General features: G+C 43.2%; 11 protein-coding genes. 6 read left to right on the forward strand and 5 right to left on the reverse strand.

The genetic code is table 11. From position 1 onward, the window contains the following. Positions 1-215 precede the first annotated feature (215 nt). The 6 genes from ACXI0A_RS17720 to ACXI0A_RS17745 are packed head-to-tail and all read left to right on the forward strand — an operon-like array spanning position 216 to position 6360. Positions 216-992, forward strand: coding sequence for an ABC transporter permease (locus ACXI0A_RS17720; RefSeq protein ID WP_476147449.1), 777 nt, complete (start codon positions 216-218; stop codon positions 990-992). Continuing rightward, positions 989-1654: an ATP-binding cassette domain-containing protein gene (locus ACXI0A_RS17725; protein ID WP_476147448.1), complete on the forward strand. Its 666-nt coding sequence runs from the start codon at positions 989-991 to the stop codon at positions 1652-1654. Before ACXI0A_RS17720 ends, ACXI0A_RS17725 begins: the two co-directional genes overlap by 4 nt. A 14-nt stretch (positions 1655-1668) precedes the next feature. Next, positions 1669-2658, forward strand: coding sequence for a galactosyltransferase-related protein (locus ACXI0A_RS17730; RefSeq protein ID WP_476147446.1), 990 nt, complete (start codon positions 1669-1671; stop codon positions 2656-2658). Continuing rightward, entirely contained in the window at positions 2655-4193 is a 1539-nt protein-coding gene (locus tag ACXI0A_RS17735) for a stealth conserved region 3 domain-containing protein (protein WP_476147444.1), read from the forward strand. The genes ACXI0A_RS17730 and ACXI0A_RS17735 overlap by 4 nt, the downstream gene beginning before the upstream one ends. Then, the gene (locus ACXI0A_RS17740; RefSeq protein ID WP_476147442.1) at positions 4190-5560 is read left to right on the forward strand and encodes a glycosyltransferase family 2 protein; all 1371 of its coding nucleotides are present in this window, start codon (positions 4190-4192) and stop codon (positions 5558-5560) included. Before ACXI0A_RS17735 ends, ACXI0A_RS17740 begins: the two co-directional genes overlap by 4 nt. Then, on the forward strand, positions 5557-6360 hold the full coding sequence (locus ACXI0A_RS17745) for an acyltransferase (RefSeq protein ID WP_476147440.1): 804 nt from the start codon (positions 5557-5559) through the stop codon (positions 6358-6360). The genes ACXI0A_RS17740 and ACXI0A_RS17745 overlap by 4 nt, the downstream gene beginning before the upstream one ends. On the opposite strand, the gene ACXI0A_RS17750 is transcribed toward ACXI0A_RS17745, so the two are convergent. From ACXI0A_RS17750 to ACXI0A_RS17770, 5 genes are all read right to left on the reverse strand, one after another. After that, entirely contained in the window at positions 6361-7605 is a 1245-nt protein-coding gene (locus ACXI0A_RS17750; RefSeq protein ID WP_476151009.1) for a capsular polysaccharide export protein, LipB/KpsS family, read from the reverse strand. A 40-nt stretch (positions 7606-7645) separates the two neighbouring features. Beyond that, positions 7646-9673, reverse strand: a complete 2028-nt coding sequence (locus ACXI0A_RS17755; protein ID WP_476147439.1) for a capsular polysaccharide export protein, LipB/KpsS family — start codon at positions 9671-9673, stop codon at positions 7646-7648. Between the two features lie 12 nt (positions 9674-9685). Next, positions 9686-11362, reverse strand: a complete 1677-nt coding sequence (locus tag ACXI0A_RS17760) for a polysaccharide biosynthesis/export family protein (RefSeq protein WP_476147438.1) — start codon at positions 11360-11362, stop codon at positions 9686-9688. Positions 11363-11373: 11 nt separating this feature from the next. Then, entirely contained in the window at positions 11374-12522 is a 1149-nt protein-coding gene (locus tag ACXI0A_RS17765; RefSeq protein WP_476147437.1) for a capsule biosynthesis protein, read from the reverse strand. Positions 12523-12653: 131 nt separating this feature from the next. Next, positions 12654-12833: a hypothetical protein gene (locus tag ACXI0A_RS17770; protein ID WP_476147436.1), complete on the reverse strand. Its 180-nt coding sequence runs from the start codon at positions 12831-12833 to the stop codon at positions 12654-12656. Positions 12834-13181 lie beyond the last annotated feature (348 nt).

The raw sequence follows: 13181 nt of genomic DNA on the forward strand, positions 1-13181 counted from the left end.
CCATCTAATTGTTCAAAATGGCAGCACGCCTATCGCGTATTCATCAGCTCTAATCTTTTGAATTTGCGTAAAATATGCTAATTAATTCAGCTCCCCCGTCTGAAAAACTATAAACCTGCCCCTACACCGCTCGTATTGCGTCCAGTGCATTGGTAGCTGTTAAGCCAGGGGCGGTAGCGTGTAAAAATCCCACCCAATTCAAATGAGTTAAATCAATGGCCAGAAGTGGATTTGAAGTCCAGCAAGCTGCCGTTAAGGCCTTGTTTTTACGTGAAATACGCACCCGTTTTGGAAAGTTTCGCCTGGGTTACTTTTGGGCAATTCTTGAACCGTCTGCGCATTTACTGGTGCTGCTAGGCATATTTGGTTTCATTATGCATCGCACCATGCCGGATATCTCGTTCCCGGTATTTCTGCTGAACGGCATTATCCCGTACTTAATTTTCAGTAACATTACAAACCGCTCAATAGGAGCAATTGAAGCTAACCAAGGACTTTTCAATTACCGGCCGGTAAAACCGATCGACACTATTCTTGCCCGCACACTGTTAGAAACGCTGATTTATACTGCAGTTTATGTTCTGCTGATGGTAGTTGTGTGGATGGCTGGAGAATACTTTGAAATCACCAACCTTCTGAAATTAGTCACGACATGGAGCTTACTAATTCTATTCTCTTGCGGGATTGGATTAATCTTTATGGTGGTAGGAAGAACCTTTTCCGAAACCCAAAAATTTTTACCCATACTACTTAAACCGCTCTATTTTGTTTCCTGCATAATGTTCCCACTGCATTCTATTCCAACAGATTATTGGCCTTATTTACTGTGGAACCCTTTGGTTCATGCGGTTGAACTTAGTCGAGAAGCGGTCATGCCTGGATATGTGAGTGAAGGCGTGAGTCTCAGTTATCTCGCGATTTGTACCTTAGTAACGGTATTTGCTGGCCTTGCGTTATATCGAAATCGTGAAGAGGCAATGCTTACCTCATGATTAAAATAGAAAATTTAACGAAATCATACCGCACGCCTCAAGGCCGCCATTATGTTTTCAAGGACCTAAACATCGAGATTCCTAGTGGAAAGAGTGTAGCGCTTATAGGTCGTAATGGTGCTGGTAAGTCTACACTGCTACGCATGATCGGTGGCATAGACCGCCCAGATAGCGGAAGTATCATAACCGATAAAACAATCTCTTGGCCGGTTGGTTTATCAGGCGGTTTCCAAGGTAGTTTGACAGGGCGGGAAAATGTAAAGTTCGTCGCTCGACTCTATGCAAAGTCAGCAGAGCTAAAAGAAAAAGTAGCATTTGTTGAGGAATTTTCTGAACTTGGAAAATATTTTGACATGCCAATTAAATCATACTCATCCGGGATGAAATCTCGCTTAGGTTTTGGTTTGAGCATGGCTTTCAAATTTGATTATTATCTTGTTGATGAAGTTACTGCCGTAGGTGATGCTCGCTTTAAGAAAAAATGTTCAGAGCTATTTAACGCTTGTCATAAAAACTCTAATTTCGTTATGGTTTCACATAGCCTGAATTCTTTAAAAGACTTTTGTGATGTTGCTTTATACATTAGTAGAAACAATGATGTTTTTTTTCACAAAGAGGTAAATTGTGCAATTGAACAGTATTTAATAGATGAGAAAATTTAAAGATAGGTTAATTTATGTTAACAGCAATCATTCCTATTGATCTAAAAAGGCGGCCGATTGACCTTATCGATAAAGCGATACTCTTGGCAAGTAAAGCACAAGAGAACAATGTAAAAGTTATATTTGGACATAATAACAGGAATTCCAAATACGACAAGTTACTAATAAAAAAAATTAATAAATTATCTTCATCCACTATAATATCCATCGAGTGCCAGTCCGAAGATATAAACACATCAAAATTAAGAAACATAGCGTGTAAAAACGTTAACACTGATTTTATAATGTTGCTCGATGTTGATATCTTCCCTGACTTTGAACTTTTCAAAAAATATCTAGACCGAATCATTAAAAATGAAAATTATTTTTATATCATCCCATGCCTTTATCTCACTAAGTATGGAACAAAATTATTAACAGGAAAAAAAGAATCAATTAATAGTTTAAAGAATAAATACTTTAATTTTTCCCGAAAAGAATTTCTCCATATGGCTAGCCCCTCATCAATAACCATAATGAAAAAACATGACTACGAATTAGCTGGAGGATTTGATGAGTCTTTTACAGGTCATGGATATGAAGATTTCGATTTCTTAATCAGGCTAGGATCGATTTATAAATCAATTGATACGCCAGCAGACTTTCTTATTGACAAACCATCACGATCGCCTTTATTTGCGGTTGGCTTCAGACGATATATTGGAGAACTGTGCTTAGATATATTACTTGAAAAAGACATGGCCTTTCATCTTTATCATGAAAAAGATAACAATGAAAAATACTATCAGGCAAGATTGGAAAACTATAAAAAACTCGCGAATCAATATAAAGGATGTTTAAGTAATAACGAACCATTGGACCCCACATTAGTCACAAAATTCGTATCTATCTGTATCAAAGAAGGATTGAGCATCCATGACTACTCCATTCTTTTTGATAACAAACCTGGTCATATCGACAGGTATGAAACATTCCGTAAAAAGATGAGGTTTTTATTTAAATGAACAATGTAATTTTCACAAAAAAAATAAGCAAACTTATAAAAAATCCAAACCTGTTTTTTTATGATTTTTTTAGAAAAAGAGTTTTTATAAACAATCCAGTTCAAGAAAAAGTAACGATACAAAAAGAAAAAGAAAACAATAATAACTTTATAGATATAATGCAAATTAATAGGTTAGGTCTATCAGAGTATATACGAAACAACTTAAGTGGAGGTGTAGCTCCAGAAGATGGTCAGGATAAAAATGGCCTTTTAATATGGAGTGGTTATTTGAATGGCTTAATACATTTTATATCCAACATCAAGTCAGCTATGTCTATGGATCTGACAATCTACACTCTAGGAGGAGGGTATAACGTTACTTCGTCAGTTGATTCAAACATGGACATAAAAAGCATAACTGGAAAACTTCAAACTAAACCAGATTTTATTGTTGAGTTATCAAATAAAGCAGGAAAACTTGAAGTATTGCATTTCTATTTATATGATATTAATTCCGAGGGAAACTGTGTAGTCAGGTCCAATCGAGCAATCCTTAGAAAATGTCCAGCATCCGAAATACAAAAATTATTCATCTTAGAAAAAAATAATTCAGAAAAAATCGATGCCGTATATACATGGGTCAATCAGGCTGATTCTGAGTGGCAAACTATGTGGCAAGAGTCCTTCCCTGACAATGATTTTGATCCTGACCGTTTCACCAGTAATGATGAGTTAAAATATTCCTTACGCTCACTAAATAAATATGCACCATGGTTGAACAAAATTTATATAGTATCTAATTGCAAAAAGCCCAATTGGTTAACTGAATCTGATAAGATCGTATGGGTTGATCATCAAGAGATTTTTCCAGACAATTCTATGCTACCTACTTTTAACTCTCATGCAATTGAATGCTGTCTTCATAGAATTCCTAGTTTACAAGAAAAATTCATCTATATGAACGATGATTTTATTCTTTCCCAACCATGTTTACCTAGTGATTTCTTTGATGATACTGGTAGGTCAATTAGTTATTTCGAATCATATGGAATGGTTAATCCAAGCTCAATAAACACCACAGAAACCGACTATCTTCTTGCAGCAATAAACTCCAACATTCTTCTAAAAAAAGACTTTAAGAATTATAATGCTAGGAATCTTCACAAACACGTCCCTTATTCCCTTAAAAAATCAGTATTAATCGAAATAGAAGAAATTTATCCAGAAGAATTCAAATTAACTAGAAATGCCAAGTTACGTTCACCCACTGACGTAAATTTAACATCTTTCCTTTACCATCATTTTTCGAACATAAAAGGACATGCAATTAAATCTGACACTTCAAGCTTAATTGTCCGCCCTGAAAACATCAAAAACTTATTAGCTAAGGATTGCTTCAAGTACAAAATATTGTGCTTTAATGATGGCAATGGAAGCGCTAATGATGAAAACTATAAAAATCAGACACAAGAATTTTTTAACCGCAGATTAGCCGAACCGGCCTCTTGGGAGTTGTTAAATGATACAGAAAAAGAACAGGTAATTGATAAATGAAAATCGCTGTATGTGCTATCTGCAAGAATGAAAAAATATATTTAGACGAATGGATCTCATTTTATAAAGTTACTGGCTTCGATGGAATTTACATTTACGATAATGTCAGTAATGATGGAACATCAGAATTATTACAAAAATATGATGAAAATGGTGTCATCAATCGTATTTTTTGGCCAAGACTTGAAGGCATCCCACCACAGCGTTCCGCTTATGCACATTTTCTTGATAATCACGCTCACAATTATGACTTCGTGTTGATTTGTGATATAGATGAATTTTTATTAACACCTGAATATAATGCAAAAGAATTCTTGACTGAGGTCTTAAAGTTGCACCCTAATGTTGGTGCCATCGCTGTGCCGTGGCTAATATTTGGCTCGTCTGGAGAAAACACGTACCATGCTGATAATCTGATAAATAGATTCCAGCATTGTGATAATCGAATATCTCCAGTTGTAAAAACAATATTTAGGCCTAGTCACACTCAAAATATGAGAACACACGTTTGTGACTTACTCAATGGGGATTATTTAACGGGTGATCTTAATGTTGCTGAATGGCATAAAAAGCACCCGCACTGGGTAATTAATAATTCAGAAAAAGGAGCTATAATCTATCACTATTATACTAAATCAAAAGAGGAGTTCATAAAAAGAAGATCACTACCTAAAGCAGATAGAGGAGGGATCGTTTCTCGAGACATCGAGGAATATGAGCAGTATTCATCGCAAACAAGATATAATAACTTTGCATTCAAACTCAATACTACAATTGAGCTAAAAAAATCAGAAATCAGAACATCTCTAAATTTATCCAATGTTGACAACCTGACAATTGACTACATAGACATTGACAACGGATGGTTTTTTGGAGTTATTGAAGGGTATTCAACTAGCAACAAGATAAAGGTGAATTTATTAATTAATGAATCACACGAACTATCTAAAATAATCACCATCAATACTTCAGGGGTTTCACCCTTCTCTATTAAATTAAAATGGGCAACTCCAAAAATAAAATCTTTATCTTATAATATAAATGGCATCAATTATAAAAAGGTTGACCTAAAAATCCTCAGTCAGAAAAGTTTACCAATTATAAATCGCTTCACTACTAATTTCCCATCGACTGAAGAACATATTTTAAGCCTTTTCATATCTACAATTTCAGTCGATAACTCAAAAAAAATAAAAGATTTGATTCTTGGACTACAGTTCCAAAAATATCCAAATCACAAAAAGTTTTGTCTCAACGTTTGTGATTTGCTTATAGAAAAAGGAATTTTGGCACCTAATGAATGGTTAATTGAAAACACAGAATATAAAGACTTTTTCGACAGAATAGCAATTCGGATGCAAAAATGAAAATATCAGACATTATCGACAACATTCTAATTAGTAGAGAGTACTTTACTAAAGAAACGATTGAAGAAGAATTAGTAAAAATTAACGTCATTAGTTTCCCTGCTTTAGATTTAGCAGGCAACATTGGAGAAAACAATCACGTTTATATTAAAGAATCTGACATTGATCACTTTAAATCATTAAAGAAAAGACCATTCTCCTTACATAATTGGGAGAAGGCTCCTTTAGAAAACACAAAAATCATCATTCTCAGTCGGACTGGATCTATTCATATAAAAACACGTTCTTCAGACGGGATAATTGTATTAGGAAATAACTTCAAGGGAAGTGCCGAAGCCAGGTTAATCAATAGAAATTCTTTTCTGTTAATTGGAGATGACACTACAGCGCATGGCATCAGACTACAGGTTCACGGAAATGGTATATATATTGGTAGACGTTGCTTAATTTCAGAAGAAGTGATTATTCAAGGGCACGATGCTCATGCGATTGTCGATCTCAATACCAATAAAGTTATCAACTTCGGAGATAAAATTACCAAAATTGGACCTTATGTCTGGCTTGGTAGAAGAGTAACAGTCATGCCCGGCTCAACAATCGGCAAGGGTTCTGTAATAGGTGCAACGTCAACAGTTACTAAAGAAATTAGTAGCTTTAGTTTAGCTGTAGGAGTTCCTGCAAGGGTTATTAAAGATAATATATCGTGGGCAAGAACCCGTGATAATTATGATCTGAAATCTCAAAAGATCGTCGATCAATTACAGAATCTGAATGATGAAAATGCATTATTTAAGAGGTAGTCATTTTAATAACTCCACCCCCAATAACACCTTATTTTTAATGTAACTTTTATTTGGCTTGTTATCAATGTCACATTTATAATAAACCGCATTCACCTGCGTATTCTCCAGCAGATACTCACGAAATTTCTTAAACAGCTTCATATCCGGCTTAAAGTCCGCCGTCCAGAACTGATTAAGATGCCCTTGATAGGTCAATCCCTTCATATCGTACAGCGCGTTCCCCATCACCTTTAATGGCTTGTTGTGGATCAGCGCTGAAATTCCCGCCGTGCTGTTAATCGTGATTGCTGCTTTAGCATGGGTTAATAACTCAGGCATGGGCACGTCATGCACATAAATTACCCGATTTTTTACGCCGTACTCTTTGCTGAGTTTATTGATCAGGGGGCCATATAAACGGTGCCCGCGATCCATCGGATGATGCTTAATCACCAAAAACTCGTTACGCGGTGCTTTCTTCGAAAATGAGAAGATTACGTCGTTAATGTAGTCGCGTACATCTTCATACGGGCTATGGTTGCGGATCTGGCTATCGTTATATACCTGCAAGATAGCGAGAAAATAACGCTGATCAAGGCTATTCTGCAAATGCGATAACACATTGCGCTGACGCCAGCCGTACCATTGCTTGCGCCAGTAAGCCCTAATCCAGCACTGTGCCTCATACCACGGCGAGAAAGATTTATGATGCCGATACTCATGGAATTCATGCCGATAGCGCCAGCCGACCAGGTAATACCAGGTCGCATGACCGATGCGTTTCATGGCTGAGGGCTTAAGCTTCTCAACTTCCATTGGCGGCATTTCTGGCAGACGGCGATAGAACTCAGGATCGCGCGGCAGTGATGAGAACGCATTCACCCCGCCCTCTTCTACCGTAATGAAGTGTGGGCGCAAATAACCCTCTTCAAATGCGATAAAGCGAATCCCTTTCGCCTGTGCCCAGCGCTTCGCCGCCTGATGCATAGGACGACAATCGCCAAAGCAAAGAATCGTATCGAAGTCATATTCTTTATGCGTATCGCGCAGCCATGATGGAAATTCTTTGGAGGTTTTGAGGTAAGGCAAATATTTACGCTGGCGACAGTAAAAACGATCCCCACCGTTAAATATTACATTAACAGCTTCACGCTCCAGTGATTCGAGCCATGTGGCCACATCATTGAAGAACGGCCCCATCGGGCCCTGTAATAGCAGATACTTTTTCCCAGACAGCAGCATTTTTAAAGCGTTACTGTGCATCATCAACCTTCTTTTTTTGTTATTTTATGAATCGGTTTTCCTAACCGAATTTAACCTTAAAAAACATCAACATCTTGCGATAATGCCTAACGAGGTAACTCGCTTTCTTCTTATTGACAAACATCTGTCCACGCGGTGCGTGAATCAAAAACTCTGCTGCTTCTTCCGCGCTGATTGCTGCTAAACGCAGCGGATGGATATACGTCGGATAAGCAATCAATGCCTGGTAGATCACATCCGCAAGCCCCAACTTGCGTTTGCGCCTTGCACAGACATGCTCATCATTGGTTAACCCCCATCCGGCATAAAATGGCAGGCCATAGCAATGTACTTGCTTGCCATGCATTAACGCTTCAAAACCGGAGAGTGAAGTCATGGTATGCAGTTCATCTGCCATTTGGATGCACTGAATAACATCAGCATCCAGCGCCTGATAGTCCGCCAGTTGCGCCACCACTTCCGCTGGGACATCCCCTTTGCGATTGCCTACCAGCACATCAGGGTGTGGCTTATAAATAATGAAGGCATCGGGATTACGCTCACGAACCGTGCGCAGTAATGACAAATTGGTGTTGATGGAAAGCGTACCCGTTTGAATTGAGGCGTCATCTTCAACCTGGCCGGGCACCAGCAGAATTCGCTTACCCTGCGAACCTTGCGGCAGGGCAAAATCCGCCCCTAAGTTGTATTTACTCAGTTTGCTCTCAACCAAACGCTGATGCAGTTTCTCTGCTCGCAACTGTTGTGCCAGCGTCAGTTCGCTATGGTTTAGCATCACTTCGAGATCGCTGGTGCGCGTGGCGTCGTAATAGATGCCACGCTTATCCAGTACCAGAGAAAGTGGCGGTAACAAGTCAGAACCCAAACCAGAAGAGCGCAGGAAACCATCTTCCATCCGCCACAGTGGCAGCTGGCGTAATTTCGCCTTCTCCTGCCAACGTTGCTCCCCTCGCACACCCCACACCACACATGCAGTAGCAGCACGGCAATGGCGGGAAAAACTCAGCTTATTGGCGGTGGTATGTAAAAACGGTTTGAGGATGGTGGATTTCCACAGCGTTAATCCTGGTGCCCAGAGATGCCCACTGCGTTGCTGCTGATGACGTCGCTGTAGCTGCATCCAGCCCAACACATCAAACAGTGTTGCGGCTGCTCCCGTCAACGGATCGATATACCGGCTGTAACGCAAATAAGCTGCGGCAAATAGCTCTTCCAACGTTGAGCTTCCACGGCGCTGGCGAAGTTGCTCCGCCTGTGGATGGCGATCGTCGGTTAACCCCCATCCTGCATACCAGGGCTGACCAAAGCAGGTAACCGGCTTGCCCGCCATCAAGGCTTCAAAACCATATTGTGAAGTCATCACATATACGCGTGAGACATGCCGCAGCAACGATTGCGGGCTGACGTTGTCCGCCATCAGATGAACGCGATGCGTCGATTGCAGCTGATGGTAGTACCCGGCCTTTTTACCCTCTAACACATCAGGATGGACTTTCACCCAAATGGTCGATGACGGGTTTTCTTTTATCGCCGCATCCAGCATCGCCATAAAATCGTCTGGTCCAGCGTTACCGTAGGTGACTGACATATCACCGAAGGTCTGATCCACTACCAATACTAAGTTACTGGTCAGACTCTCCCCGGCGATGAATGCCGGAGCCTGGTTATATTTGGAAAGATCTTCCGTAACGATGGTGTGGATCGCTTCTTTCGCTTCAGCGGCTAATACCTGATTTTCTTCGCGTTGATGGATCAAACGCTCCAGCGCACTTGGTCGGCGGGCATCGTAATAGATCCCTTCATCATCCAGCACCATTGATAGTGGCGGTGCCCCGCTTACCCCCAAATCTAGCGAGCGGATAAAACCGTCTTCGAGACGGAGAATTGGTTTACCCGCCGCCTGTGCTAGTTCCACCGGCTTGCGCGCGCTTGGGCGATGGCCCCACACTGCGACAGTATCAATCTCAGCGGGTATTGGACGCATCGGAGAAAGCTTCTGACACGGCTGTGCCAGAAAATTGTCCAGATGCGGAATACGCCAAATACCCGATGAGAAAATACCAATCATGTCTCTTTATCCTTAGATCGACAGAATCACTTTCGCACCCACCGCCAGCTGGTAGAGGATGGTGGAAATACCGCGTGTCACTTCGATGTTCTTCGATTCATACTTCGGCAGAACCATCAGCTCGTCGCCTGGGTTCAGCGTGTCAACATCTTCACCGTTCTCGGCAGCACCGTTCTGACGAATCACCACAATCTTGGCGTTACCCGATTTCTGCGTCAGACCACCACACTTCTCGATGTAATCTTTCGGGCTCATGCCTTTTTCCCAGCTCACCGCATTCGGGAATAGCACTTCGCCATGCACCATAACCAGCGAGGTTTTCTGCGGGATGTTAATCACGTCACCATCTTCCAGCAGAATCGAATCGAGGTTCTTCTCGTTGAGGATCACTTCACCCTTCGGCACCACGTTGCGCGCTTTGTTGACGAAGCGACTGATCAGCTGCGCTTCCTGCATACGCAGGCTGGCTTCTTCTTTGGTGGAGGACTGGGCAGAAAGCGAAGCTTCTTCCAGTTTCTGCAGGGACAGATCCAGCATCTCTTTCTGACGCTGTGCCACAGACGGACGATAAAGCTGGATGGCGTTCATTTCCGACATGGTGTTGGTGCGAACCTTCGCTAATACCGCACGCATGCTCGAACCGTATGGCAGCACCATCGCATGTTCGCCGGAGTGCGCACCTTCAATGCGAACCTGAATAGTGCCAGCATAGCGATCGGTGCTGACAATCAGCGTATCGCCATCCTGCAACATGCGGCCTGGCGCAGAGCTGATCGGGTAGTACTCACTACGTTTCTGCAAGCCCTGCTGGCGGATGATGGTGATATTAGTGGCGCCTGGCTTAGCACGCGCCCAGCTCAGTGCTTCCGTCACCGGAATGCTGCTGTCACGGAATTCAAAGTCATAGCTGTTGAACACATCACCCTGCACGCTAAAGGTGTGCTGACGCGGCCCCACCACAATGGTGTCACCATCGGCAAACTGTGACAGGCCCAGCTTGCCGTTGAGCAGGAAGTCATACAGGTTGATGCTGGAACGCACGCGATTGCCACGCTTCACCACGATATCGACATAGCTACCGCGATCGGGATCGACGCCACCCGCTTTAATCAGGTAGTTGAGCAGGGAATCAGAGGTCACGCCGCCATACAGGCCAGGGCTGCGCACAAAACCGGTCACGTAAACCTTCACCGGCTGCGCCTGTAGCAGCGAGGCATACACGCTGACGTTGGCCTGATAAACCTGTTTCACCTTGGTAGTGATCAGCGTATTCAGTTGGCTGTTGCTAACACCTGCGACCTGAACAGGTCCCACATTTGGCAGGAAAATGTTGCCTTTAGGATCGACCTGCAGTGCACCATCAAAAGTGAATGCACCCCACAAACGTACCTGAATGCTGTCGCCAGGATTGAGCACATAGCCAGGGTTGAAGCCGACCGTGGCACCGCTATCAGCGCTGGTGCCGTTAAACAGCTGAGCGCCAAACATGCGGCTCATCATTGCCGGTGCTACCGGGCGCGGGGTGTTATCAAACCCATCACTGCTCTGCACCTGACTCTGCTGGCCGGTGAGGAACGAAGGCAACGGTGCCGCACCGGTCAGATTCGGATCGGCATTAATATCCAGCGCAGCACTGGCGGAGGTGGCTTGCCAGACAGCAAGCATTAACAGTGACTTCAATAATTTCATGACGAACTCAATTAATCCCGGTGATCTTCAACAACAGCCAACAGCAGTTTCAGCGTGCCGAACAGTAAGCAGCACACCAGCAACCAGCAGGCGATTAAATAAGGGGTATTGGGGAAAGTGGATTCCTGCGGCTGCTGCGGTGAGCTGATCACCGACAATACTTTCAGCTTGCGCGCCGCTTCCACGCGGGTTTTCTCAATCGAAGTCAGCGCCAGCTTGTACAGCTCGGTATCAAACGCCACCTTCGATTTAATCTCTTCAAAATCCACCGCCATGCGGTTCAGCTTGTGGCCCTGCGGCGCAGTGATTTTGCCTTTTTCAGCGTCAATCTGTGCTTGTAAGGAGGAGATCGCGTTTTGCGCACTCACCACCTGCGGCGCATCGTCACGCAGATAGGTCAGCAGGTTACGCAGATCGGCTTCCATCTGGATTTTCTGGCCCATCAGGGTGTTAACCAAGGTGCTGGCGGCCAGCGCCTGCGCTTCCGGGTCCAGTACGTTGTTGCTGTTTTGATAAGAGAGCAACTCACTTTTGCTGGCATCCAGTCGAGCGCGTGATTTCTCCATTTCCGCTTCAGCAAACGAGAGCTGATCGCGCGCGATGCGGTGCGACAGTTCGTTGATAAAGCGCTCAGATTCTTTCAATACTGCCTGGTTAAACTTCAGCGCAAATTCCGGGCTGAAGCCTTGCGTCTGGATATCCAGCAGGCCGGTTTTGTCGTCGTAAGAGATGCTAATGCGGTCACGGTAATACTGCAGGAAGCGCTCGGCGGTTTCTTCCTTCGCCAGATGGTTGAGGAAATCCAACCCGCTATGGCTAAAGGCTTCATGGAAGTCGAGCTGCTTATCCAGCACTTTCAGCATGTCCGGTGAATTGATGTACTCCTTGAGGTAGAGGGCATCTTCGGCGGAACTGGGATTGGAGGCGCCCAACAGCAAGCCAAAATTGAGGCTACTGCTGGTGAGATCGTCTGAACGTTTAATCGCGACTTTGGATTCGCTCATATAGCGCGGCTGGCTGAAAATCACGAGATAGATCAGCAGCAGCGCCATCGGCAGCAGAATGATAATTTTCGCCAGGTGCTTCTGGATTTCCGCCAGTGAAATGGCAGGAATACGCGAACGCATCGTGGATGCGGCGGACTTCACTTTCATCAACATGTAACAGTCATCAATTATTGTTGGGGTGTCCAAACTACAATTCGGGTTTGGTGATATCTCTCACACCCACTTCTCCATGGTCAGCCGAAAATTTGTACAAGGCTGGTTATTTTTATTCAGTCAACGGGTAATCAAAAGCGCAGGGACTCAAAGGTTCTGCACCCTATTTGCTGATTCTTAGATTCGATTGGATCATGCAGTGAGTTGAGGCTAAGCGCTGGATGCCACTTAACCAACAAGGTAGAAACTGAAGGGATCAATCCCGGCCAAATGCTGCCGCTTTGCTGCTCCTGAAAAACAACCTGCTTCATGTCAGTTCCTTTGCATGATGTATCTGGCAAATGCTCTCGCTAAGCTTCCAGACGTCGAACGCGCAGCTAAATTGCATTAACGATTTTGCTCTATCCCCTAAATAACCTCATCGCGCTATCTCTATAAGTGGCGAGCCAAAGCGTGCGCATAGGCATCCGCTTAACGGGTAGTGAGGTAAGCTCTTTTTATTATTTTTCACTGCGACGCTCACGGAAAAATCTGAAGTGAGCAAGGGATAGAAATTCGACACTCTATGTAACATACAGCAACAGGCGGTACAAGAATTTTAAGCATATTCTTATTGAACCCTTACCATCACAATGGTCAATCCTTAACCGCCTGAAAGT

Source organism: Pantoea sp. C1E2 (genome assembly GCF_056491465.1).